This is a genomic window from Pedobacter sp. KBW01, assembly GCF_003852395.1.
Classification (GTDB): domain Bacteria; phylum Bacteroidota; class Bacteroidia; order Sphingobacteriales; family Sphingobacteriaceae; genus Pedobacter.
In genome coordinates, this window is sequence record NZ_QAJQ01000007.1 from 22,727 (window position 1) to 49,361 (window position 26,635).

A 26,635-nucleotide genomic window follows, 5' to 3' on the forward strand; every position below is an offset into this window, starting at 1 on the left:
CGATTACCAAACCAGGGATACATCAACGCTAACCAAATACAAAACCATCATGAAAAACAATCTTATCATCAATCAATTACCATGCTTCAATGCCAGCTACCGCTTATGGCTATTTTTATTGTTCCTGGCAATGCTCCTGGCATCCTGTAAAAAGCAGGAAGCGGGCATCTCAGCTAACGCAAAACAGCAAAACGCCCAAGCCTTGTCGAAAGACGAGGTAATTTCGTTCCTCAACAACCAGATTAAAACCGCAAAGCAAAACCCTGCAGACAGCAATAGCCATTTCCTTATTAACATTAAAGCGGATTACCGTAAATTATACCGTAGGAAAAGCCCGTCACCAGGCTCCTGGAACCTTCCCCTGGAAGGATCACCGACATACCACGGTCAGAAACTTGGTTACCGGAAACTGCATATTTTCCGTGACAGTACCACCAAAAAAGTCACAGCCGAAGTCATCGAAGTACTGCCTGACCCCATCGCTTTGCAATTGGGTCAGATCAACGGGCCACAGCACTTCAGTGGAAAAATTTTCCGATATAACCTTAGCTACCATCTGAGCTCTGGCGCTATCCTTTCCAACGGAAAAACCACTGGAGAAATCCGGCCCGGCCCCGCACCATTCCGGGAGCATTTATTAAACAGTCCGGTCCCCATTAAAGGTTCCTCTTCAAATGATCCGCTGATGCTCGCCATCGTAGCATCGTGCAGCTGGAGCCAGGACTGGTATATCGACGGAGAAGGTAGTCTCACTATTCACAGCTCCATGAGTTGTTCCTATTCATTCTACCAGGACTGCATGTGGAGCATATACGATGATTTCGGTGGAGGGGGAGGAGGAAACTACGACTATGAATACGGCTCTGGAGGTTCCGGCAGTACAGGCCCCAGTACACCTGCCACGCCTGAGCCTTCCAACCTGCCTATGGAGGATGCAAAACCGGTTGATCCGGAAAAAATGATGGACTGCTTTGCTTTGATCACCACTCCAAATGCAGCATTCACTGTGCGTGTTCTGGTTGTTGAACCCTTTGCCGGAACCAGTTTCAACCTCGGACCCAACAGTTTCGGCCATGTGGCCATTCAGCTCTCCAAAACTGGAAACGGACAGACCATCACCCAGACCATCGGTCTATACCCAACAGGAACGGGCCTTGCAAAGCTGGAATCCCGTGGACAGATCCTCGATAACGGTGATCTGAAGTACGATCTTGGCGCTACCTATGCGGTAAACAGCGAAACCTTTAATAAACTGATCAGTTATATCGGCGGAGAACGCAAAGACTACCATTTCACTGACTTCAACTGCGCCTCCTATGTCTATCAGGCCGGTCAGGCCGCCGGGATCAACATCCCCAACCCCATTACAAACGTCGGTATCTCTGGTCCAGGCGGCGCTGGTTTTGCCGACACGCCCGCGGGAATGGCGGCTGCCTTAAGGGAACAAAAGGCAAAGAACCCTGGTATGGACCTCAACCAGGGCGGAGGAAAAGCTTCGCCCAGCAAAGGTCCATGCAATAAGTAACCATACATCTAAAACATCGACCATGACAAATCCAACAAAAAAACGCCGAATCTCCCGAATGATCATGATCACCATCTGCCTGATCGCCATCAGCAATACCCCGCCAGTCCAGTTCTTCACCCTGGATAATTACCATTATCAAAACGCGGATAAAAGCTTTAGCTATACTGAATTCCCAGGCAAAGGCCTGGACTTTGAAACAGGTATGATCAGGTGGAACAGGTTTCTGAAAGCACATCCAAACACGCCGCACAGCACGCTGTACCGCACGTTCAGCATCAACCCTTTGAAGTTCTGGGAATGGTGGCAGTTGATCGCCCACACTCAACGTTACCGGCTAGCCTATATTTCCCCGCAAAAACCATAAAAACTGTATCTAGTACAAGACATGTAAACGAACAAAACATCCACAAGAAACTAAGTCTATAACAAACTCAATTACAATATGATAGAGATTGAATATACCCATTTATAAGTATTTGAATATTCCTTAAAGTGGTTTAAATTTATGTGCAAACAGACAACTATTAGGTAACATTCAGTTCATAAGCAATTCCCAACTTGGGAGTAGTAAATCAAGGGATCGGGCTTTGTTTTCATCTCAACAGAACATTTATTATTCATCACCTTAACGCAAACAATTATGCCAACAAAAGAAGAGGTCACCAGAAAAGTAACGACCGAAGTGGCCAAAGAAGCAGGTATTTCACCTGACAGAGTCAAAGAAGAACATGTACTTGCAGACTACCCCATTTACCTTGATAAAGTAGCATTGGGCATGCTTACCCTGACGCTAAGAAAGTACATTAAAACTTACCGTTCCGATCAGACTATTGTTGTTAAAGAAGTACGAAAAAGCGGTCTTACAGTTAAATCACTTATTGAGCTGATCTATGAAAAACTTAAATAACATGAAAAAGTTATCGATGACCATTGTTATCATACTATTGTGCACTTTTACAGTCTTTGCCCAGGAGGAAGTCGACAAAACAAAACCCGATCCACCGACTTTTGTTTTGAAGATCAACAAAATTACCAAATGGCTGGAGAATGAAGGGTTTCAGATCCGCCGGAGCTTTGACGGGACCAAAAGTGAGACCAAACCAGCCGCCATAGCCTGGAACAGTGACTATGAGAACGAAAAATTTTACACCGTGATAGATGCAGGGATCAAGCTTATTGATTTCGAACTCCTGCCAAATTCTAAAATCATCTGGATTGCTTACCCTAAGACAGAGTGGCACCGCAATACCATTGATGACGTTACTAAAACGAAAAACAACCTTTCGGGTGGACTAGGCACAGAACTTCTGTATAATGGTGGACACTGGTATTCAAGACCTGTCATTACAGGATCTTTTGACTATAAAAAGGACTTTGTAAAAAATCTTAAAACGATACAATACAATATATTTGCTTCTTTACAGGGATACAATGTTGGCGAACCCGGTGGGCAGGTCAAAACGGGAGACGATGAGCTTATTTTTCGATATTACCCATATACGGGATTTGAGCAATACAGAAGTCTAGGTGAATCAGGTCAAAAAGCAAGTATATGGGCCAACCGTCTCTACATTGAGTTCTTCCCGATCTCAAACAAAGCCTATCAATATGTTCAATTGACGGTAGACTATACCTACAGGAAAGTTTTCAGTGACAATCTTTACAACAACGGCAATATGAAATGGCTAATGCTTGGATTAAACTTTTTCCCAAGCGGTAAGACCAATCTGGGCCTTGGCCTCGACTACAGCCAGGGCGAAGACCCAACCAGCAACTTCGTCAAAACCAAACTCCTTGCCCTAGGTATTAAGCTAAAAATATAATAACCCCTCTCCCTAAAACCATAAACCTTTCAAACCATCTAAAACAACACATTATGGCAGAACAAATTGTTGGCTACGCTCCAGGCTTTCTGGGCGAGCCTGTTACCTTCCCGGCATTTGACTCCGGCAATTGCGCCCCCCTGAAACAGGAATTCATCCATGAGGGCAGCGATAAAGAAATCCGCTACACCCACTTCAGCCTCTTTCAGCACCGGGTAAGGAAATTACCACTGCTTGCCGCGGTAAACATCAGCGGCGAGGCTTATAGTGCAAAACCACGCATAGGCGGAGACGACTGGCAGTTCTGTGAGCAGATCGATGAAAACTTCCAGGTGGACAACAAGTTTTATGGCAAAGACCTGAACACCTTTGATCGCGGCCACATCGTGCGCCGGGTTGATCCTTGCTGGGGCCCGGAGGAAACCAGCATCCTTGCCGACAAACAGACCTTTAACTGGGCCAACTGTACCCCACAGCACAAATTGCTCAACCAAAAAGGCGGCATCTGGTTCCAACTGGAACAGCACATCATGGAGCATGGCGTAAAAGGTAAAATTGCAGACATCAGTGTATTTGCCGGCCCGGTGCTGGACAAAAGGGACCTGAATTTCATCAAGCCCTATAAAGACAATCCCATCCAGATCCCTTCGGTTTTCTGGAAAGTGATCGTTTACAAAAAAAGTGATGGCAAACTCTATGCAGTAGGCTTTATGATGAGCCAATGGGAGTTTATCAAGGACAAAATGATCAACGGCGCAGAGATGGAAAAAGCCATGGTGGACATCAAAGAGCCGCTTCCTGACGACTATTTTGAGACACTAAGGTTTTCAGACAATAAAACCTATCAGGTTAGTTTGAAGGAGATCGAAAAAGCGACCGGTATTACCTTTAAATGGGATAACGTTTCATTTCCTTTTACCAGTGCCAAGCCACAGGCAATCACCGCAAGCCCCGTGGAAACCATCCGTCCCTATGCTGAAATCTTTACGGAGGTAAAAGCGGAAGCAAGTGGAGCCACTACCGAAGGCGCAAAAGCGTATGTAAAGACCGAAATCGATCCATTTACACTGGGCAGGTTATCCGCCTACCAGGAAACCTACACAGTTAAACAGTTTGAAATTGACAATATCATCCTTTAAACCATTGTACCATGATCACAATAATCCTATCACTCATTCAGGATCAAGCCACGCCGGCCGCTGCCGCTGTTCCGCATTTCCAGACCAATGATTTCATCACATCCGGTACCCTTGCTACGCTCGCCGGATCATCACTGGGCGTATATGCCGTCTGCGGTGGCCTCCAGACCGCACTCAACTGGAACCCCAGATGGCTGGGGCTAGTGCTGTCTATACTGATCTCGGTAATTCTTGCCGCCACAACCCACTCTGAACTTAACCCACTGCTCAAATATGTGATCGCCATATTGAACGGTTTTCTAATCTTCCTAACGGCCACCGGCGTAAATGCGGTACGCGGTACCTCCGGCCCACCGGCGGGCGGTGGTGCGGAAAAGCAGGACAACAGGGTTGACCTTAATCAGCCTCCTCCCCCAGTTAAAAGAACATTCAATACCCGTTGGTTCTAACACCTCATCCCATGAAAACTTCAAAAAGACAGAACTTTATTCTCCTGCCCTCATCGGGATCGGAGATCAGCCTGAAAAGCAACCCACATGTGGCGGACTTCCTGACCACTCTCGATAATGCCATAGACTTTGAAAGCAGTGGCAGCAGCGCGATGAGCTTTAGCGTGAGGAATATGCCACAGGCGCCACAGGAGGAAATCGCACTGGAAGTCATTGACTCCATCAAAAGCAAAGGTGCCAAACTGGTCAGCCTGGATACCGATGAAATGGCCAACTTCCGCTTCTCCTATCCCGGTCTGCGCATCATCCCCGAAAAATTCTATTCCAGGACCGATGCGATGCAGGAAAAGCTCGACCACAAAATAACCGCCAAATCCGCCACCAAAACCCTGGATGTGCTCATCACCGATCAGGCCGAAAAGCCGCTACAGGGCATCCTGGTGATTGCTTTTACCAATTTCAAACAACGCATCGGATCTAAAGCAAAAACCAATGCCAGTGGTTATGCCAAGCTCCAGCTCAACGCTGATAAGGTCGAAAGGCTCTACATTTACCCCGATCACAGCTATTGGGGCGTTCTCCAGAAAAACATCAAACCCAAAGCTACCCTGAAGGTCAAACTCAGCCCCATTGATCTAGGCACAAACGATGTGCTCAGGCATTTCTTTGATACCCGCAACTTCCATCCGCTCGAACACCCGGTGCGCATCGGTGTGATCGATACCGGTGCCGGCCCGCATGGCAATTTAGTGGTATCCGGCGGGAAAAACATGATCAACGGTGAGGATCCAAATGACTATAGCGATAAGGAAGGCCATGGCACCCACGTTGCAGGCATCATCGGCGCGTCCGGTGCGATGCCAGGCGTAGCCTTAGGTGCCGAGCTGCAGATCTACCGGGTATTTGCCCTGGGCAAAAATGCCTCTAACTTTGACATCATGAAAGCCATCGCCCAGGCCATTGCCGACAAATGCGACTTGATCAACATGAGCCTTGGCGAAAAAGACCTGGATGAAGGACTGATCAGCTCCATCAAGGATGCCTATAATGCCGGAATCGTTTGTTTTGCCGCCAATGGTAACGATGGCAGGCAGCCGGTAAGCTTTCCAGCCGCATACAGCCTATCGGTTGCAGTAGGTGCCATGGGCCGCAAAGGAACCTATCCTGCCGGCAGTACGCATGCAGATGCAGAAAGTGCCCCTTATGGTACAAGCCCCGATAACTATGTGGCTGCTTTTTCCAACATCGGGCCTGAAACCGATCTGATCGCACCGGGAGTCGCCATCATCTCCACCTATCCTGGAGACCATTATGCAGCAATGGACGGTACGAGTATGGCCTGCCCGGCAGCTACCGGTCTTGCCGCAAGACTGCTTTCCACCAGGCCCGATCTCTTAGGACTCCCCAGAAACCAGGTCAGATCTGACGAAATCTTAAAATTTCTGTCACAAAATATACAAGCTATGGGTTTTGGTGCTAACTTTGAAGGTAAGGGAATGTTCCACTTACCATGAACTATATCATCAAACATACGGGAGATAAGCCTGTTGACCTGAAAAAGGTGGCAGAGGTGATCAGGGCCCATCAGGGTGACTTGATTGATGGAAGTGCTATGCCCACTATGGGCCTGGTAAAGATAGCCCCCGAGGAAATCGAAAGCCTGAAACAAAACCTCGATGAATGGCAGGTATTTCCTGAAAAAAGCTATCAGGTTCCAAACACCAGAAAAAAAACCGGAGGACCTTTCGGAGGTTTTTAATCCGTTATTGATAAAACAAAGAAAAGCTGCATGGGAATGCAGCTTTTCTTGTTTATTGCCTACTGGTTTCCAAGACCTTTGTTCAGCATAGATACTAATCAAAATCACCTTAGTTATCTCACTTCTTTTGGTACGTCAAAAAGATCTAGCAAAATCCCAGAAACTGAGGGAAACACCTTTGCGAACATTTCACGGTTGGCAAGCGGAATATCGTTATCATCAGTTGCCAACAGGTAAACTACCAATTCGGGTATCTGGAAAAAATCACAGATTTTTTTCAGGGTACCACTGTTCGGTACAGTATTTCCAGACTCGATCTGTGAGAGCGATGTCTGCGTAATGCCAACAGAACCTGCAAGTTCTGATTGATTTAGCTTATGGTGTTTTCTCAGCTGTTTTACAGCTCTGCCGATATTCATTTTTAACCCCCATTGGAACGGAGAATCTCCATAAGCAGGTTAATGGCCTGTAGCACATTGACCGCGATGGAACCCCAATCTCTTTTTTTATGTTTGATGTTTTCCCCCTCAGTGATCAGTATTTGCCTGATCTCCAAAAGGTTTGTTTTCTTTTCTTCGCTAAAATTAGTTTCGTTAAGCAGCGATTCGTCGAGAACCGTTACCAATGTATTTATATGTTGAATGTTCATGTTGTCTTACTTTAAATAGTTTAATACTTTCTGGGATTAAAAAACTATTTAAAACCGCATGTTCATCATCCAGGTTTTTAAAAAATTGCTCCACGATTGATCTGAATATGGCCCTTTTATCTAAAAGTAAGCGCTTGAAGCTACCTGTAATCTGAATGATAAACCTGTTGACACCACAAATCCGCTTACGCAATGCATTGGAAACGTAGTCAAAAAACTCGGTGGAGTAATCTGGCTCAATATAGTCCATCACCTGAACCGGGCTCAGCAAGCCAATGGCTAGACTATTTTCCCTGTATCCGCATCTAATTAGGCGTAAGTATTCTGCGTGATCATCCTCGAAATCAAACTGTGCTAGCCCATTCTGTTTTTTCTCGAACTTCTTTTTGAAATCGCTTAGCAGTCCAAAGAACAGATCACCATCCTGCGGCTCTTTTAACCGCTCCAATTGAAGGGCATTGAATCGCTTCTGAGCTGTGCGACTGCTGTCCTTGAGATCAAACAGTTCCCCACGAAGTTCAAAATTAAGGCTTGTTTTGAACCCCTTGTCCATATTGGACACATAATCCATAAGGGATTCCATATGAACCTTATGTTTTTGCGCAACAATTAACTCCTCAGGAATGACACCAAATTTCATACAATCATTAATTATAGTTCAAACTTAATAAAATTACATTTAATATCAAAATATATTAAGTTTTTATTTGCTCAGTGTAAAAATGGAGTCCTCCTTGTCAAAAAAAGGCCCGCAAAGGATTGCAGGCCTATACCAACGGGACGCTGGAGTTATTTCTCTATGAATAATCAATAATCGTTAAAGTTGGCGCATCGGTCAAGATTTCCTGAAACTTCAGTAAACCTGGCTAAAATCACCCACCTAAACGCAATAAAATTCTGTTATTAAACCAGCTAATCTAAACCGGCCGGCTAAAAAACACAGGCAAATAACAACCCGTTATCGGCAGCTACAGCCAAGGCCGCTCAAATGCTGAAAACGGTCATAAATTATCTTTCGCCAGCAGCACGCAAACAAACCATTTGCCATATTAAATTTTACAGACGAGCGTATTACCAGCCCAAATGACTGAATTGATACAATCCCTTTCCCTTCAAAATCGCCCTGCCCATATTTGCAACAAGTTTAGGGGATATGCCGATCCCAGGGCCAGGTGTTAAGGTTCAGGGATCTTGAAAAATGTTTACCGCATAAAGGCATATCTGCCCACAGCAGCGAGAGCGGCTGTGGAGTTAGTTAATGATTAGTGGCGACCTGCGGTGCTGGTGGATGCCGCACCGCTTTGCTTTATTTCTCCTTAATGGTTTCCCGGATGGGCAAACCCAGTAATTATAGTGACATCTTAATTATTTTGTTTTTTGTTGGCCGGGCAGCACAGCTGTTCCGGCCATGTTGTTTACCTCTTAACAGGCAAAGCCGAAACCTTTTAGTTTCTTAAGTTAAATCTGCATTGAATCCAAAGTCAAACCCCTATTTAACCTCAGCAAATTACCATTCAACAACACTAGTTTTAGGTTAATCGTAAGGGATATAGGCTAATGCCTTACTCGCACCATTGGGCAATCAGGCTTACTTGATCCCTTCCATCCATTGCCCCGCCAGAATCTCCACATAATCCACAAATGTACCTACTCCGTTAATGGTATGAAAAGTATAGGCAGGCTGCCCTGGTAAAAACGCCACATTTTCAAAACAATGGTCGTGTGACAACATGTGGACGCTACCGCTTGCACGTTCATACATCACCTGTCCACCGTTAGCCTCGACCACAAAAACCATATAATCACTGCTATCAATCTGCCCGCATTTCTCATCTGCACACATCATTTCATAGTAATCATCGTAGTCTCCCAAACCCAGTGAACATTCCGAGCCCAAAAACATCCACTCCTGGTTATCACTCAATGCCGGAACGGATAAGCCAAAGTTCTCCCTGATCCCACTGATACCCCGCAACAACAATTCATGTTCCGCGCTCAACCCACCAGCATAACTATCGGGATCCTCCAATCTATTTAACCAGCCACAGATCTTACCATCTATGCCATCCCAGGCCAAAAGCAGGTAATCAGTTCCGTCAATGCTCAAGTAACTGGTTCTGGCCTTTTTTACCAAGGTAGTTAGTATCGGAAACACCTCCTTAAATTCTTCGCTCAGCCTTAAACTCCCCTCCTTGAAAACCACTTTTGAATCCGGTTTTAAAAACCAGCTAATCTCCTCCTTAAACGCGACAAAATCCCTGTTTTCCGTTTCCATGCCTCTTTTCAAATTGCCATACCTATCAATAAAGTTAAACTCATGGTCTTCCACCACCTTTCCGCCCATAGCTAGAAAGTTCCCCCATATACCACGCCAGTCTTCGGCATCCTGGTCTTTATCGGTATCCCACCTGACAAGGCCAAAAAGTCCGTCTTCGGAGTCCCCTAACACCACACCATACTCCCCTTCTAAACAAACGATACTGCCTGGCAGAAAGTCCTGATTGCGTTTCCACCAATCTGCCCTTTTAAAGACACTTCTACCGAGCTCAGCGCCTTGCTTACCCGTCACCCGGTCCCACTCCGCCCCCGGGGAAAACCATAACCAGACCCTGGTAAAATCAGGCACGTTAGCCCCCTCCAGTTCACCCAGTTCTTCAGAAAACCAATCCTTAAAGGCGATAAAATCAATGCGGGTATCATCCATTTGCTCCAGAACGGCCATCACTTTATCCAGATCATCGAAAAGCGCATACAATTCAAACGCCTTCCAGTAATCCACTTTAGATAAAACAGGTTCAGTTTTTTTCGTGCCGAAAAGCCAATTGAGCATAATGCGTTAAAATAATTTAAGGAGAATAAAAGACCAATAAATATACAGCATTTTTTTAGACCCAAAAGACCATTCAAAAACAACTACTCAGTTTTAGATCAAGGCCCTTCCCAAATTTATAATTATCCAATGCGTAAGTTTTAGCATCTATCTATTAACAAAACAACTAGTTTATCGTAATCCTTGTTTATCTTCCCTTCTGGCGGTCCTGAACTGTGAAAAAATGTTGAATTATCCAAAGATACCTCCGGGATGGTAATTGCGAAACACACTTTAAGACCATCGATGTTAAGTGACAGGTTCTTATCGAAAGTTTCCCTTATGAGTTCGATTCTAGCTGGCAGTCAACACTGCCGCCCACCTGCTATCTCGGACTTTTCCGTTTCACTGACTTCAGCTCAACCAAAGTGTAAATACCGATGCTGAATAGTTTCCCTAACAAGCTGATCAGCCATATCTAAATAGTTGATCATACAAATCTTAAATTGTATTGTTAACCAATCTTTTTTTCGAAAACTGTTTCTAGTGTTGAAAAATCCTCAAAACCTAACCTGCTATACTTGAAAACGACCAGGTTGCTGGCATCCCTGACACTCAGCGTATGGGTTTTGGGATCGAGGTGATAGTCCGTCGGCTTTTGTAAAATGATCTGCTCCTCGCCTAGGTCTAGCCTCTGGCCGAACAGTTCCAGGTACTTTTCCTGGGCATGTAGGACAAAAAACATATCAGGCTCTAGCTTTACCTTAAGTTTGTTTATCGTGTCGGGGCTGGCCTGGAAAACGATCCCTTCCGGGATTTCGACAGCATGGTATTTTTTATTGATCAGCGAGGTGAGCATATTGATATTCAACCTGTCTTCCTCGGTAATTGATCCGGGCTGGACATCTGAAAACCGGACATCAAAATAATTTTCGATCGTGGCCAGTGCGCTATAGATCTCGCGAAAATACCTGATTTCCTGCACCCGGCCGGGCAGCACCAGTTTTTGCTTCAGCGGTTCGGGTTTGCCAGGCCTGTAGAGCCTGACTTCCTCCCCCGATAACAGCAAATCAAACACAATATAGGCATCCCTGTAGGCTTTAACACTGCTGAACTCAGCGGGGGCAGCCATATGGATCTTGACATCAGTCTTTTTGGACTTGGTAATGGAACTGTTCAGCTCAAAATCAAAACCGTGGACCTTAGTTTTCAGCCTTAGGTTTTTATTATGGAATACAAACAGTTCTATTGGAAGTCCGCGCAGTTCAACATCGTGGTCCGGAAACTCCACATTGCAGGCTTCCGAAAGTACAGGTAGCATGGCCAAACCAAACCTGCTAATCTCCTCCAGGGTATTCCAGTGGAAACCCTCGACGGAATGCACAAAACTCAAAAGTTTATCTTGGGGTATTTCAACAACCGTGCTGCCCGTGCCGTCCACCAGTTTTTTGTATTCAGCTATAAAATCCTTATCGTCTGTGCGGAACTCGATTTTCGAATCCGTTTTACCATTGCGTTTCCCCAGTGATAGTAAGCGGGTTTTGTACTCATCCATTTCCGTTGTTGCCACCATACCAAAGCCGGACATAAAATTCAAAGCAACCTGCGGGGCAACACGGCCTTTTTCCATATCCGCAATCACATGCTGCTTGAGGTATTCCACTAGCTGGATGATAAAGTCTTCTCCACTCATTTGAATGAACTCTATCTTTTCCCGCTTTAACCTGGCCAGCTTGAGCGCATCGATACCCGGTCCGACCATAAACCGCCGTAGGCTGTGCCCTGGCAACTGCCCGTAAACCGAGTCAAAATCTGCCCATATGTTATCGTCCTCATAACCATAACCCAAAAACACCATGTGCTTGCTCGCAATCTCCCCGTTGATCCTGGACCAAAGCGGATTTTTCGCTCCCCGGTTGTACATCTGCGCATAGTCCTTTGAAGTGATGACCATACTGCCTCCATCATTGATATCCCCATGGATTTTGTAGATCACGCATTGATCTGTATTCAGGCCGGGCAGGTCTTTAGCTGAACGGACCACATAGGCTTTGCGGCTATAACTATCTTCGATCAAATGATCGTAATTGGTGGTGATAATGGTCTTAAAATGGCTGACCCGGCTAAGCAGGTCATGAAAATAGGTTGAGGCCGGGGCCTGCGAAAAAGTATGCTTCAAAAAACCTTCCAGGTCTTGCCTGCCTCCCTTTAGTACCGTATAATATTCCGAAAACTCCCGCAGGCTCTGGTAAGCTGAAAGCTGTGCCCGCTCTTCTTCCGGCAAGCCTTCCTCCAGCTTCTCCTTCAGCCCCCATCCGGTGGGATAACCTGCATACCTCGAAAAACCTGCACCGATCCAAAGGCAGACCTGCTGGGTACGTATAAGTTCAAATAATTCTTCTAGCATATGTAAGTAGCGACAAAACAGTTAGACTTGGCCGGCTGAACAATAATAAACAAAAGCTTCACTCATCTTCAATCGTATTTTTCCACAATGCACTAACCTACTTTTCATAATTCTAAAAATTGTACGATATTTAGTCCTGACTTTACTCTCAAACCACACCTAAATTAACAAAGTCATGGATGCACTTATTGACGACATTTTAACCATAATCGGCAACTACCGTATTGAGGAAGCCGGTTTTTTTTTCAGACCTATCGACCGCGACCGGGTAACACGCTGGATCAACCAGTTCGAAGCTGACGACCGGGAGTTCATACTTGGCGAGTTTCTCCACCTATTGCCCAAAAGTTACCTTTCCAGAGAAAATACATTACGTATATTTGGCGGAGAAATGGAAATATACTGCCGGGATTTTGGTTATGAAAACGTCACGGACCTGCTTGATGAATGCAGGTTCCTGGACTGCCAACAGCCGTTGAAAAGCCAAAAGGACATGCTGGCGATCATGAATGCTACCCTTCTGGAAAAATATGGCTATACACTGAATGACTGCGGTCAGGGGGATGTGAAATATTGGATTTACCTCGATGATGTACTGGCCTCTGGCGGTAACTTCAGGGGTGACATCGAAGCGGAAATTGCGGCCTATGGTCCTGAAGCTTTCCGGGATTCGGGCATCAAGATCATTGGCTCTTTCATCATCCTGCATAACTGGGGCGGTAGAAATGTCAGATTTGGCTTGACGCAAAAATTGGGTTTCGACATGGAAAAACGTATACGCTATTATTGTGTGAGCGAAACCATGAACTATCCTGTTATCAATTACTACAATCCTGACCCACTGTTGGACGTAGTTTATCCCAAACAAAGTCAGGCAGGCGAAAATTTCCTGCAGTTTATCGAGGGCGCCTTTGATCGGGACTACCCCTTAAAAAACTTCAAATACGCTTTCAGACCCGAAGGCCATCCGAAAACCGAAACCTATTATTCCTCCCCCGAAGCCCGCGACCGCTACGAAAACATATTGCTTACCAAAGGTATTGAAATCATCAACCGCGTTGAAACACTAACTGCACCAAGTGTACGCCCTTTAGGCTTCACCCCGCCGAGCTTCCAGACGCTCGGTACCGGCACACATTTTTTTACCTGGCGGAACATATCCAATACCTGCCCACTGGTATTCTGGTGGGGCAGTAATGGCTGGTTTCCGTTATTTGAAGTTAAAAACCGGGGGGCACACTGGTAGATGGTACTGAGCAGCAGGACTTATAAAAAGGACGAATGTATTACGTTTAAAAGTACGAAGGGTAAGTATGGGGCGCTTTCCAACATGGCACCCAACCTGCCCCTTTTCATTTCCGGCCATAAAATACTGTCAGCCGAAGCGCTCTATCAAGCCTTGCGATTCCCAGACAGGGCTGATATCCAGCGCAATATACTCGGCTACAAAAGCCCGATATCCGCCAAAAACTATGCCCGTTCGGTTATGGACTTCAACCGGCCAGACTGGGACCGGCAGCGGTTTGCAATCATGCGCTTTTGCATCGAACTCAAGCTCTACCAGCATTACGACATATTTTCCAATGTGCTCAAAAGCACTTCGGGTTATAACATTGTGGAGTACACCGATAAAGACAAAGTTTGGGGGGCTGTGGAGGATGGTGAATACTACGTCGGCACCAACGCATTGGGCCGCCTGCTAATGGAACTGCGCGAAAACCTCCTGAACGGTAATTTCAGCCTGCGCATTCCCAACATCCCCCACCTAAACTTTCTGGGAAGTCCGGTCACTTCTGAGCGCATAGACCCGCCCAGTGTGCATGACAGGCTATTTTAAACGTAAAAATAAAAACATGGAAAAAGGCATTAATCTCGCCGGGGAAACGCTCGAGGCATCTGTTGCCAAGGACAAGCTGTACGAAATTATCGGAGGGCTTGCGGATTCTACATTGGAAAAAATCCTGGACGTTGGTGACGCCGTCCCCATTTTTTCCTATATAGCCAAAGGCCTGAAAGCCACTATTGCCGTCCGGGATGCGGTATTTCTGGAAAAAGTGATTGCATTTCTCTCCGAAATCGGAAAAGTCCCAACATCAGCACGTCAAAAAATGATCGAAAAAATCCAGCAGGATACACAATACCGGCAAAAGTTCGGCAAATTTTCGCTTCTATACTTGGATAGACTGAATGATGAATTTAAGGCTGGATATCTTGGCCGTGCAGCACAATATCTTTCCCGTGGCGAAATCACCTATGATTTTTACCAGCGGTTCGCACATATAATGGACAATTTGACCGAAACGGATCTTCTGGAACTCACTGAAAAAACATTCCTGAATTTCGGGCGGAATACCTTCCATAGTTTTGAATCTTTGGGACTTATGACGATAACACTCAAAATCCCGACTGAAGCTGAACGCAAATCAGCTAGTAAAATGAATCCCCATATTGTCCAGGTCAGCCACCGACGGCTTACCGATTGGGGACAATGGACCAAAAACATACTTTTGGACCGGCCGGTGCATGCTACTGACCTATGAGATAGCGACAGGTAATTTAACAATTCATGAAATATTACTTAAGCTCTTGAACCAAGACATTATTAAATGGACATCAACGAAATCCTGTCAAAAATGAAAACCGGGTATCTGGGCACCTGAGCAATCCCTACTTATTTCTGTTTATTTTTTAAAAATAACACAGCTTTATAGTTGGGAGTGTTTTTAGTTCAGCGAACTATGCAATAAAATATAATGAATCCCTCTATCAATTACCTATGAAACAAAAATATTCTCCATATTTATGCACTCATCAATCTTAAATAAATGAGGAGCATAATATCACCACATGAGCGCTTTCATCTCACAATATTTTGAGGAATTTACTTCCTACCAGGACCTAGAGGCAGACAAACCAAAACAGAAGGTCAGCTTATATAGTAGATCGCCCTTCATTTCGCCAGAAGAGCTGCTTAATGATAAACAGGTCCTTATCCTAGCTGAGCCAGGTTATGGCAAAACGACTTTGATTAACCAGACCGCTGCGTTTTTGAACAAGCGGGGTGAGCAATACCAGCTCATCCGCGGCATGCAAACCAAGCCCACCCCTCTTAGAAGTGATATTAAATACCTGATCTACGATGCCCTTGATGAAAACCGGGACGTCATTCCCACATTTATCTCCATATCGGCCCATTGCAATGCCCATAATATCAACTTGATTATTAGCAACCGGACACATTTCACTTCCGTGATTGCTTATCTGCTAGATGGCCAACAGTTCCGATTCATCAAACTGATCCCTTTTAATCACTATCAGATATCAGATTACCTGACTTTTAGACTATCCCCTTCAAAATTTGAACCAAATCACATTGAGGCCATTGTCCGCAACTCTAAAAGTGGCATAGGTGAATCCATCTTAAAAGTACCCAGGTATCTTGATGAATTCTGTAACTACGTCATTCAAAGTAAGCTTCCCCCTGAGAGCACACTCCAGATCAATAAATCACAACTTTTTGATAAGGTGATCTATTATAACCTGGACAGCCATACCAAAAAAGGCAAAAGTAACCAAAGCCACCTGACCAAAAGGGTGCTCGAAAGACTGGCGCTAACCCTGGAGATCCAGGGTCTTAATCAGATCTCCAAAGAAGACTTTATCACCTTTCTTGATCAGAACAGCTCTAATATCAGTCTTATCTTTCTAAACCTGATCGAACTGGACACCTTGATCTCAAGGGTAATGAAGCCGACTGGTGACTATTTTAGTTTTGAACATACGGAATTTCAGGAATATCTGGCTGCAAAGGAACTGACAAGGCTTGGATACCGTTTTCAGACTGTTTACGATCTCATGATAGATACCGAACTGGATCTATTGAGGCCAAACTGGGTGGATATTCTCAATTTTGCGCTGGAAATGGAACCGGAGTTTTTAAGGCCGGTAATTGCATTCATCAAATCGGAAAAATACCACAACATTGATGAAAAACTCTTTTCCATTATCATGGATACTGATGCTAAGGCTTTTGACGAGCGTTTTTTAGATGAAGTCTTTGAAACCATTTTTTCTTACTACACCAAAAATGGCCTTTCCATGCTCAATATCCATAGTGCACTTGCAAAGTTCATCTCCGAAAATCATTTCCTGCTTGAAAAACCTCGCTACAGACTTGATGAGCTATTGCTTTCTGCCCCATTAAGAACTGAACAGGCCAACCAGATGCTGGTCATCGAGGCGGTAGCATCACAATCGCAGCTTTCTGCAGGCAAAAAAGCAACATGGATACCCTACTTACTTTCAGTTGCAAAAGAAGAAAATCTGCATTCCATGCACAGCACAGCCTTTTATGCAATGATTGCTATGGGCGAGGGAGAACCCGTGCTTGTTGAAATTGCATATTTTGAATCCAGTCCCGACCATATCCTAAATGAATTCCTTCGAGCAGCCTCGGAGCTTGCATCAAACGATGAACGATTAATATCGCTTCTGCAACGCATTATCCGTTCAGGTAAAAAACTGGAAAACCTTTCTACCGCTATCAATAATCTGGCGGACGAATATGCTATCATCAGTATCTTGAATGAATTTAAGGTTAAGACTAAAGCACTCAACCATGCGAATTTTGGCTATGGAAAGAGCTTTTATAGACTTTTTGATACGATAACTGCGCTTAACAGCAAAAAGCTTGACCTCTTGTTGGCAAAGCTTGTCAAAAAAGCACTCGATGAGGACCGCTACTATGACTATTTCCCAGAAATGATCAAACACGCTACAAGTTATCTGGTTAAAAAACGAAACGGTTTTCTGATGACCATTGTGAAATCGAGGAGTTTCAACAGCTCTGTTGATGGGATCATAAAAGCGGTTGTACGGCATCTCAGCCTTAGCGAATTCCGCGCAATCGAGCGTCACCTAAACCAAAATGGCGAAAGCTGGCGAATGGGCCAGGTCATCAGCAAGGCAAGACATGAGCTGGAGCCTTACCATTCTTCGCATCCCATCTACCTATACCTGGAAAAAAAATATCCAAAGAAAAGCGATCAAAACAACCAGGTGGCATCACTGAACGAACTGCTTAATGATCTGCGCAGACACTATGTAAGGAAAAAAGACCACTTCAATACCGGTCTGATCCCTTTCGTGGTGAAGGAATTTGATAAACTGGCTCAGCTCCTTGAGCCAAGTGATCGGTTTTACATAGCGCAGGTCATTGTTATGGTGCTGGAAAGCTATAATCCCGATCAGTTTGAACTAACCTTTCAGAGCCGTAGCGAGAGCCAGGTCAACTATAAACACAATAACAGCATCTGGCTACATATTGAGCTCTATTTCAAAGCGGCCTTTCTGCTCAATGAAATAGGCATTCTCACCACTTTCCGCGAAAAACTGCTCAAGAGTATTTCCAGACTTGACCTTTATGACCATGGAAATGATGACCTCACAAAAAGGATTATTGAAAGCCTCCATCCGATATCTCCGGCCGAAACCGAAATGGTTGTCACCTTTTTTAATACGCGTAAGGACGACCTGATCGAGATCAGTGCACGTTCATTTGCTCAGACTGTCGCACAGATGAAGCTTTCCGCGTTGAATCCCATCCTGCTCAGATTAGCCGAAGATAACAAACTTTCCACTTTTGACCAGGAACAGGCATTAACTGCTTTTGGAAGGTTGGCTGATGGAGAGCAGGATAAAGCAGCGCTCAGGCAACTATGGAAAAAACATGCGAGCAATGACCAAAGCAGGATCAAAGATATTGCAAATGCCTTCTTGATCACACGATACAGGGACGAGGAAGCTATAAAATGGCGGTTTGTTCAATTAAAATCAAGGATACAAGGCTTCAACGATGATATTTTCAGAAGTGGAATACGCGGTGTGTCTGACTTTGAGAGCGAAATGGATCGCCCCTCATTCCCAAAGTGTCTTTACGGGATTGATAATGAGCTAATCAGGGCTGAAATGTTCAGTTTGCTGGAATATTCCTTTGAAATCCGTATAGAAAAAAACTACTGGAAATATAGCAGCTACCTTCAACGGGCTGTATATAGTTACTTCCGCGGTCTAATAAGCATAGATTTGCTTAGCCAGCTTCGCCATCATACTGCCGGATATCAATTCAGGGAGAGAACCTATGCATTTAACCAGTATCTAAGCCAGCTTGCAGTAGACCTTTTGAATCAAAAAGGCAATAATGAACCCTTTGTGACCGCCGTACACAGGTTGAACGAACTGATGGCCAGAAAGTATCTGCCGATCAACAGCAATTTCGAACTTAAAGAATTCGTAGGGAATGTTTTCGAAACGGAGATCAGGAACCTCATTGAAGATCAAGGTTTTTACCGTTTGACGGCCGATTTCAAGATTAATACAGATAGCCCGGAAGTCAATATTGGCGAAACTGTAATCCAAAAAACACTCAAAATCGCTTTAGAGAAAAGCTTGCTGGAGAAAGGACTGAGAAAATCGGATATCCACCGCGAAGTGCAGAGTTTTGACAACCTCCGCTATGATTATCTGATCAGTTATGGCCTTTATGGTCCTCTTGTCGTTGAACTAAAACTGCTACACAATCCCGAGATCCAGGATCCCACAAAGCGCGAAGCATATAAAATAAAGCTTGAAAAATACCTTTCAGCAAATGGCTATCAAGGGATATATGCCATCTTTCAGACCAGAAACGACGCAAAGCATTTGCAAAACTATCAGTCCCTGATCCAGGAATATGCTGATATCAAGGGGCTTCACATTCTCCTTCTGAATTGTCTACCCTCCACGTCAACGATCAGCAATGATGAAATTACGGAGACAAACCAAGCAACATCACCAGAATTGTAGCACCAAAAAGAATGACACCAAGGAAAACAATGACCACCAAAACAGGAATAAACAGACTGATACTCATCGGAAACGGATTTGATCTTGCCCACGGGCTAAAAACGGGCTACAACGACTTCATTCTCTGGTACCTCAACCTCGCATTTGATAAAGCGCAGAGCAGCTACCAATATGAGGATGAACTGATGACAGTTACGGTCCGCGATATCAATACCTTGAGCGGGCTCCGCGGCCCCAAGGTGGATACTGTCGCTGCATTTATCAACCATTTTTATCATGAGGGATTTTATAAAATGATCGGACATCAGACCTTAAAGTTTGAAGGGTGGAACAACGATTTTTATAACCCTTTTGAAATCAGCGTCAAATCCAATCTGCTACATACGCTGTTGTCGGACTGTAACAGTGCCAAATGGGTCGATATCGAAAATACGTTCTATGACCAGCTCAAGGCTTCCCTGATCATGGCGAATGCGGAGGAAAAAAACATGATGGTTGCCGATCTGAACAAATCCCTTACCATTCTGATCGCCCATCTGCAGACCTATTTGAAGACCGTCAATACCGATACTGTTGTTGATGGATATCATGCGCTCTTAAACAGTCCGTTTGATCCCTCAGACTTCATAGATAAAGAATTCCAATATTTGGATACGCACTATCTCAAATCCATGCATGTACTCAATTTCAATTATACTTCGACTGTGGAGAAATACGTTAATGGCCACCAGCCAGCGGGCCAACCGATTGAAATCAACTACATCCATGGTAAGCTTGGTGAAAAGGACAATCCGATCATTTTTGGATTCGGGGATGAACTTGATAAAGATTATGCAGGTTTTGAACTGGAACGAACTAAAGGCATATTTGAATACATCAAATCCTTTTGGTATTTCCGTACTTCAAATTATCACAACCTGATCCGCTTTATTGATGAAAGTCCCTACCAGATCTTCATACTTGGGCACTCCTGCGGCCTTTCGGACCGCACCATGCTCAATATGGTTTTTGAGCACGAAAACTGCAAATCCGTGAAGATATTTTATTACAAAAACGGTGCATTCAATAACTATACGCCCATAACACAGGAGATTTCACGCCATTTCAGAAACAAACAGCAGATGAGGAGGAAAATTATTCCGTTTGACCGGTCAGTCCCTATGCCACAGGCTGACCGTTAAAATAAAAAAGGCCCAAAAAAAATTAAATCACCGGTCGGTTTAAACAAAAGTGGAGAAAGGCCTATGTGTAGAATCTTTTTATTTTACTTTTTGCAGACCGGTATCACTATCATACGCTACCACTAGTTTGGTACCAGTCATTACATTTTATGACGTCAAAAAACAAATAGATTTGTCGATGAAATTATTAAAAAAACTTTTCGGAATAAAGCCCAGTGGCTCAAAACCAGCTTCCCTTGAAAGTAACATTCTATCAATTGAAAAAACTTTTTCCCGGTTCAGTCAGCATCAGCAAATGGTTGCCATCCATGAAGCGGGCCATGTCATCGGGGCGCTTTACATGGGAGCAGGCACTCCACTCCGCGTCCAGCTGGATGATGAGTATGGTCCGGAATGGAGCGGTAGGACCAAATATGATTTTACCGACCAACTAAAAGTGTATGAACATGACCAGGAATTTCCGACCGAAAAAGCCAATATTGATGCTCCGGACGAAGCTCAGACCATTGCGATTGCCAGAATGCGTTATGGAATTGCAATGGCTGGTCCAATCGCGCAGGCTAGGTTCCAAAAAGTGAGTTACCTGCATATCCGTAACCTAAAGAGCTACCAAGGAGGTGAAGATATTAAAATATGCCAGGTGGTTGAAGATGAAATCGATCGAATTGGCCTGGATAGTTTCGAATTCGTTCAAAAAATAGACAAAGAGATCAATGAGGTTTTTCATCAGCCAAAAGTCTGGCATGCAATCGCACTGATCGCCCAAGCCCTTCTAATCGCTGAAAACCATAAACTAACCAAACAACAGATCGATACGATATTGGCACCCGAACAACTTTTTCCATTGACACCGTGATGCCAGTCGACGAGTCAGTTATTAAATTAGCAGCATCAGTATCCTACTCGGCAAAAACTCCCGATTAATACCATTTAGAAAAAATACCGGGGATACGGACGGTTCCCGGTACTTCATTCTTAAACAACAGAATCCCTGCTGCCTATATCCTTTAAGGATACCTAATAAGTGATGTCCAAAATGCTACTGTTTAATCATCGGTAAACATTGAATATATATTCTGAACTACTGGTATATTTTTCACCGGGACGCAGCACGGTCGAGGGAAATTCAGTCTTGTTTGGACTATCCGGAAAATGCTGCGTTTCCAAGCAAAAAGCCGTTCTAAATTCATCCTTACCGTTTCTCAAGGTATTCTTGCCCTGCATAAAATTCCCCGAATAAAATTGTAGACCAGGCTCAGTGGAAAATATACGCATCTCAATCCCAGAATGCTCTCCCCTCACTATCGCTACCGGTGCCGCTTTTTTACCATCTACTACAAAATTATGGTCGTAACCCCTGCCATATTCTAACTGCTGATCAACCGCGCCGATCCGCTCTCCAATCTTATGGAAGCCCCTAAAATCAAACGGCGTACCGGCCACCGGGCTAAGCATCCCCAGGGGGATTAATCCGGAATCCACCGGATTATATCTGGCAGCACTGATCTGCAGTTCATGCCCTAAAATATTGCCACTCCCGTTCAGGTTAAAAAAAGCATGATTGGTCAAATTAACCACTGTCTCTTTATCAGTAACCGCTTCATATCTCATCTCCAGGCCATCCCGCGAATTCAGTGTATAGGTAACGCTAATATCAAGGTTCCCGGGAAAACCGTTATCACCATCCGGGGAATGCAAGCTGCAGATCAGTGCACTATCACCAATCTTGACCATTTTCCATATCCTATACTGAAACCCTGTCTTTCCACCATGAAGGGTATTTTCTCCATTGTTTATGCTCAGGTGATATTGCTTTCCAGAGAGCTTAAACTGCCCTTTAGCGATCCTGTTTCCGTACCTCCCGATGGTGGCTCCGAAATAGGGCTCTGTCGCCGAATCATAATCCTCTGGCTTTTCAAAGCCAATCACCACGTCAATCCGGTCACCATTCCTGTTAGGAACCATTAAACTCATCAACCTTGCACCATTCTCACAAAATTTCGCTGTAACTCCCCTTTTGTTCCTTATTTCAAATACCCTGTAGCTTTTTGTTGCGCCTTTTGGTTTCGAGCTTTTGCTTTGGCATGATATACATACTACTGCAAAAACCATTATGGCAAAATGCATCTTTCTTTTTTCTATCATTTTTCTGATTTAGTTGTTGTGTTTTGAGACAGGTCCATTACCGGCTATGGCTTTCACCAGCAATGCCATCTGAGGCAGCAAAAAGAGCATTCGCAGAAACAAAACACTTCGATTACTTTGAAAAAACGGTAGACAGATTTGCAGCTACTATAACAAAACTATCTATGTTACAGCTTTGGTATTTTTCTCACTTCTATGAAAAAACCTTGAGTAGATTTCACGACATTTGCGCAAAAAAAACAGCAAATGGCAAGGGATAACTTCACCACTGAAACCGTTAACAGTCTTGGAAAACGAGTAGGCTTTCTCTGCTCCAATCCTGGATGTGGCAAACATACCTCCGGCCCTCATTCCAACCCCGCAAAGGTGACAATTATTGGCGAGGCAGCGCATATCTGCGCCGCTTCAGTTGGTGGGCCGCGTTACGATGTGCAGATGAGCCGTGATGAAAGGCGCAGCATCGAAAATGGCATATGGCTCTGCTCCAGCTGTTCAGATCTGATCGATAAAGATGCTGACTCTTACCCTGTTGCCCTATTGAAACAATGGAAGGCGAAAGCGGAAGCGTCAATGCTGGCCAATCTGATGGGCATACAAGCAAAAACAAAATCAAATAAAAAACCTTATCTCGAACCCGATCTTATCTGGACAGGTGGACAAAGGCTTAACCGCGGATACAGTCATAAAAACCCTATTACCATTGAAAATGGCGTAGCGGTCAGGGTGATCGGAGGAGGCTCATCCCTACCCATCATCCACTGGGAAATCAAATGGAAATTCTCACTGGCTATCCATAACAACTCCAGCCACCACGCCATTAATGTTGGTATTGAGAGTATTGGAAATGCACATTTTTCGTTACTGGAAAAACTGCCTAAGATCAATAATATCCCACCCTTTAGCAGTATCGAGTTAAAAGCTGAATTTCTACAGCGCATCGAAGATACCCATAAGGTTGCAGATAAAATTTTCGACCACTATATCCCCGAACTGGCAGAAGGCCTAAAACTGAAAATTGATTACCTGGATGAAGATAGAAATTCACATACTACGATAATGGAAATATTTGAAAACCAAATGATCCACACAAAACTATAACAATATTGTACCTAGCCTAAGCTACAGGATATCCTCTTGGAATATCCTGTAGTAATTCAAACGCATTCAGTATTTTTTCTTCAATGCACGCTATTACATGAAGTGCTATCAACAAGTTCCAGTTTATCCGATCATCGCACTTTCTACCACCTCTGTTCCTGTGACAATGGATTCGATCTGGACCTTAACATTTTTCAAGTCAATTTGTGTATTTTCCAGCAGGGCAAATGATGGTTCAATCGATTTCTGTTTAATCTGTTGCGTGATCAATCTTATTTTGAGTATATTTTCATCAAGATTCGAAAAAATACCGTTAAATGATTGCTGAAAACCGGAAACCAGTTGATTGTACTTTATTATTTCACTTATCAGCTTGTCATTTTGGTTATTTAAGTCTGCTAGCAATTGCTGAACCTCCAAATTACCTGCACCCGTTACCTCACCGATCTTTTTTAGATAAATACTTTCCAACGAAGGCAGCTTCTTTGGCCTCGCCTCGTTTATAGCCTGCGAAATCCCGTTAAAAAAATCTTCGTTAAAGTCTGATTTTATCCGCTGAATGGACTTTTCCCGAAATGCACGGTTGTGTTTTTCAGTTAGTGTGGTTAGATCATTCTTAAATATCGCAATTATGTAAGCCAGAACCGCCCAAATAAAGCTCGTCCCCAGGCCAATCCCAATTGTCCAAATGACACTCGCTGGGGTCACCATTTTAAGTTTAAAAAGTGCAACAGCAAACAATGCACCGAGCACCGCCGCAATAAGTGTCCATTTAGCAATTGCCCAGATCCGGATCTTATTTTGTTTTTCTTTTCTTTCAAGATATACAAGATATTCCTTCCGGTGATCCTCAAAAACCTTCAATAACTTCTCCTGATAGATCCGGTTAACCTCTTTTTCAATGGAGTTTTTCGCCTCCTCCATAATGTCGGTAATCTTGAATTCCTCTTTTTCAAAAAACGTGTTTAATGTACTATCTCTTTTAATTTGTTCGGAACTCAATTCCCTCTTAAGTGCCAAAACCTGATCCTCAATCTCATGCACAGCAACCCTGAGTTCAGCAATCTTATCCTCTTTTTTTGGATAAATGGAATCAATCGCTTCCTCCTTCTTGGTCTGCTTGTACTCTTCCGGAAACTCGTCATCCAGTTCATCCAATTGTTTACCTATCCGCAACTTCTGAATGGTATCCTTTGTATTTTTAGTCAGTACACTTGCCTTGTACATTTCTATTACATCAAAATACTTATCAAAATTTTCCGAAATGGTCTCTCCCCCATGTTTGTAGATATTTTCTAATGTGTTGACCACCGGTTTCTGATTTAATGCCGTCAAAAACATTTCAATCCTTGAAATAAGCGCCAATCTGAAGCCATCTGCCAGGTTATATAAGCGGTTAAGGTAACTGATTACCTGAGCATCCATTTTTGAAAAATCAACACCAACTTTTTCTTCTATAGTGGACAGTTCTATTCGTGGAGGTAAAACATTTCGGATATCTTCTATAAGGATATCTTCATTTTCTAAGGCATTTTCGAGATCCTGTTTCACAACAGTTATCCTGCTTCTTACCTGTTGGTAAAGTACCGAGGCAAACTGACCGATGTTGCCATTTGACTGGTTTTCTATAAAGGAATTGATTATCCGCTGCTCAGACGCCATCTGCTCCGAGTTGAAGAGCACTACCGGAATCCGTGCCTTAATGAGATAATCTAACTGTTCTATTTCTGTTTGTGAGGACTTTTTTAATTTCCGTTCGCTGTCGATCCAGACACTTCTTAGTTTTTCGTTATTGACCTCAACGGCTGCATCAAATTTATGGATATTTTCGCCGGCAGTTGTCAAAAAGTCCGCTGTAATCCTAATCTTGTCGCTAATAGTCTTCAGGAAATACTGTTCCAGCTCATTCAGGTTTCCGGAATAGAAATCAATTTTATGGCTATGGTTGTTCCATATTGCAGTTTGGTCAAGGGCTGATGACCAGGATGAAATTTTGCTGCCAAGTTCATCAATGTTATATTTATCACGGTTATCGATAAATATAAAGTCATCCACGGTAAGTTCATCAGTTTTCGCAAACTCCTTCAATCTAGAGATCAGTTGACCGGTAAAATTATCTCTCTTACTATCGTCAATATTTTCAGATGAAACGGCTGTTCCTCCGACCTTGCAAAATTCATTTGACCTGGTCACCACAAATTTTAGCGGAATGAACGGCAGTTTGATATTTTTTTGCATCAACAACGGTATATCGGCCTGATCAATGGGATTGGCTGCTGAGATGAAATACAGGATATAGTCACATATGGGTAAGAAATCCTGGATCAGCTCATTGGCAATGTTAGGATCACCCGATCCCGGTGTATCAGCAACCACCACATTCTGCAGATAAACAGATTCAATCAGAAATGTCCTTACCGGCACCAGTGTACTCTCCTTAGTCATATGCATGACTTTATGCGAATTGCTTTTGTCGGTGATCAGGGTTATCGTTGTATCTGTTGGATTCTGGTCCGTATGCCGTTCATCAGGCGTATCTGAAATTTTCAGGATACTGTTGATGGTACTCGATTTTCCGGAGGAAAAATGGCCTACAAATCCAATGTAAACCAGATTCTGTTCCTTTGCAATGTACTGTTCAAGGCTTGAAATTAATCTATTGAGTAGCTTCTTACGTTCTGCACTTGCAGCTAAACTATTAATCTCCAGTGCCTTTGTTGCAAGATCCTGATCGATAACAATATTTAGCTCCTTCGCCTTTGAGAGGATTTTTCTTATTTGGTTTTCGTCCATGAGGGTGTAATT

General features: G+C 43.9%; 21 protein-coding genes. 15 read left to right on the top strand and 6 right to left on the bottom strand.

Annotated elements, in window-relative coordinates; all coding sequences use genetic code 11:
• The first annotated feature begins 49 nt into the window (after positions 1 to 49).
• The 8 genes from DBR40_RS07045 to DBR40_RS07080 all read left to right on the top strand — a co-directional run bounded on the left by DBR40_RS07045 (position 50) and on the right by DBR40_RS07080 (position 6,698).
• A complete protein-coding gene (locus tag DBR40_RS07045) occupies positions 50 to 1,525 on the top strand; it encodes a hypothetical protein (protein ID WP_124559046.1) in 1,476 nt (491 codons plus the stop codon).
• 22 nt (positions 1,526 to 1,547) lie between these two features.
• Positions 1,548 to 1,892, top strand: coding sequence for a hypothetical protein (locus DBR40_RS07050; RefSeq protein WP_124559047.1), 345 nt, complete (start codon positions 1,548 to 1,550; stop codon positions 1,890 to 1,892).
• Between the two features lie 276 nt (positions 1,893 to 2,168).
• Positions 2,169 to 2,435: a hypothetical protein gene (locus tag DBR40_RS07055; protein WP_124559048.1), complete on the top strand. Its 267-nt coding sequence runs from the start codon at positions 2,169 to 2,171 to the stop codon at positions 2,433 to 2,435.
• 1 nt (position 2,436) lies between these two features.
• Positions 2,437 to 3,351: a hypothetical protein gene (locus DBR40_RS07060; protein ID WP_124559049.1), complete on the top strand. Its 915-nt coding sequence runs from the start codon at positions 2,437 to 2,439 to the stop codon at positions 3,349 to 3,351.
• A gap of 53 nt (positions 3,352 to 3,404) precedes the next feature.
• Positions 3,405 to 4,490 (top strand): DNA/RNA non-specific endonuclease, encoded by a 1,086-nt coding sequence (locus DBR40_RS07065; protein ID WP_124559050.1) that lies wholly within the window; start codon positions 3,405 to 3,407, stop codon positions 4,488 to 4,490.
• A gap of 11 nt (positions 4,491 to 4,501) precedes the next feature.
• Complete coding sequence (locus tag DBR40_RS07070) at positions 4,502 to 4,939, top strand: hypothetical protein (protein ID WP_124559051.1); 438 nt, start codon at positions 4,502 to 4,504, stop codon at positions 4,937 to 4,939.
• Between the two features lie 11 nt (positions 4,940 to 4,950).
• Positions 4,951 to 6,453, top strand: coding sequence for a S8 family serine peptidase (locus DBR40_RS07075; protein WP_124559052.1), 1,503 nt, complete (start codon positions 4,951 to 4,953; stop codon positions 6,451 to 6,453).
• Positions 6,450 to 6,698 carry a hypothetical protein gene (locus tag DBR40_RS07080; protein WP_124559053.1) on the top strand — a complete coding sequence of 83 codons (249 nt, stop codon included), beginning with the start codon at positions 6,450 to 6,452 and terminating at the stop codon, positions 6,696 to 6,698. Before DBR40_RS07075 ends, DBR40_RS07080 begins: the two co-directional genes overlap by 4 nt.
• Positions 6,699 to 6,811: 113 nt before the next feature.
• Here the strand turns inward: DBR40_RS07080 and DBR40_RS07085 are convergent, their stop codons facing one another.
• The 4 genes from DBR40_RS07085 to DBR40_RS07105 all read right to left on the bottom strand — a co-directional run bounded on the left by DBR40_RS07085 (position 6,812) and on the right by DBR40_RS07105 (position 12,563).
• Complete coding sequence (locus DBR40_RS07085) at positions 6,812 to 7,117, bottom strand: helix-turn-helix domain-containing protein (RefSeq protein ID WP_124559054.1); 306 nt, start codon at positions 7,115 to 7,117, stop codon at positions 6,812 to 6,814.
• A 174-nt stretch (positions 7,118 to 7,291) separates the two neighbouring features.
• Positions 7,292 to 7,987 carry a hypothetical protein gene (locus DBR40_RS07095; protein WP_124559056.1) on the bottom strand — a complete coding sequence of 232 codons (696 nt, stop codon included), beginning with the start codon at positions 7,985 to 7,987 and terminating at the stop codon, positions 7,292 to 7,294.
• 948 nt (positions 7,988 to 8,935) lie between these two features.
• Positions 8,936 to 10,177: a hypothetical protein gene (locus DBR40_RS07100; protein ID WP_124559057.1), complete on the bottom strand. Its 1,242-nt coding sequence runs from the start codon at positions 10,175 to 10,177 to the stop codon at positions 8,936 to 8,938.
• 493 nt (positions 10,178 to 10,670) lie between these two features.
• Positions 10,671 to 12,563 carry an SIR2 family NAD-dependent protein deacylase gene (locus DBR40_RS07105; RefSeq protein WP_124559058.1) on the bottom strand — a complete coding sequence of 631 codons (1,893 nt, stop codon included), beginning with the start codon at positions 12,561 to 12,563 and terminating at the stop codon, positions 10,671 to 10,673.
• A 175-nt stretch (positions 12,564 to 12,738) separates the two neighbouring features.
• Between DBR40_RS07105 and DBR40_RS07110 the strand changes: the two genes are divergently transcribed.
• The 6 genes from DBR40_RS07110 (at position 12,739) to DBR40_RS07135 (ending at position 21,443) form a co-directional block, all read left to right on the top strand.
• Positions 12,739 to 13,809: a hypothetical protein gene (locus DBR40_RS07110; RefSeq protein ID WP_124559059.1), complete on the top strand. Its 1,071-nt coding sequence runs from the start codon at positions 12,739 to 12,741 to the stop codon at positions 13,807 to 13,809.
• Complete coding sequence (locus DBR40_RS07115) at positions 13,810 to 14,400, top strand: NADAR family protein (protein WP_124559060.1); 591 nt, start codon at positions 13,810 to 13,812, stop codon at positions 14,398 to 14,400.
• A 16-nt stretch (positions 14,401 to 14,416) separates the two neighbouring features.
• Positions 14,417 to 15,103 (top strand): hypothetical protein, encoded by a 687-nt coding sequence (locus tag DBR40_RS07120; RefSeq protein WP_124559061.1) that lies wholly within the window; start codon positions 14,417 to 14,419, stop codon positions 15,101 to 15,103.
• Between the two features lie 307 nt (positions 15,104 to 15,410).
• Positions 15,411 to 19,406, top strand: a complete 3,996-nt coding sequence (locus tag DBR40_RS07125) for an NACHT domain-containing protein (protein WP_124559062.1) — start codon at positions 15,411 to 15,413, stop codon at positions 19,404 to 19,406.
• Positions 19,407 to 19,417: 11 nt separating this feature from the next.
• Positions 19,418 to 20,587, top strand: coding sequence for an AbiH family protein (locus tag DBR40_RS07130; protein ID WP_124559063.1), 1,170 nt, complete (start codon positions 19,418 to 19,420; stop codon positions 20,585 to 20,587).
• A 178-nt stretch (positions 20,588 to 20,765) separates the two neighbouring features.
• Positions 20,766 to 21,443 carry a hypothetical protein gene (locus DBR40_RS07135; RefSeq protein WP_124559064.1) on the top strand — a complete coding sequence of 226 codons (678 nt, stop codon included), beginning with the start codon at positions 20,766 to 20,768 and terminating at the stop codon, positions 21,441 to 21,443.
• A gap of 194 nt (positions 21,444 to 21,637) precedes the next feature.
• On the opposite strand, the gene DBR40_RS07140 is transcribed toward DBR40_RS07135, so the two are convergent.
• Entirely contained in the window at positions 21,638 to 22,732 is a 1,095-nt protein-coding gene (locus tag DBR40_RS07140) for an aldose epimerase family protein (RefSeq protein ID WP_124559065.1), read from the bottom strand.
• Between the two features lie 246 nt (positions 22,733 to 22,978).
• Between DBR40_RS07140 and DBR40_RS07145 the strand changes: the two genes are divergently transcribed.
• Positions 22,979 to 23,830: a hypothetical protein gene (locus DBR40_RS07145; protein WP_124559066.1), complete on the top strand. Its 852-nt coding sequence runs from the start codon at positions 22,979 to 22,981 to the stop codon at positions 23,828 to 23,830.
• 123 nt (positions 23,831 to 23,953) lie between these two features.
• Here the strand turns inward: DBR40_RS07145 and DBR40_RS07150 are convergent, their stop codons facing one another.
• Positions 23,954 to 26,623, bottom strand: coding sequence for a GTPase domain-containing protein (locus DBR40_RS07150; RefSeq protein ID WP_124559067.1), 2,670 nt, complete (start codon positions 26,621 to 26,623; stop codon positions 23,954 to 23,956).
• Positions 26,624 to 26,635 lie beyond the last annotated feature (12 nt).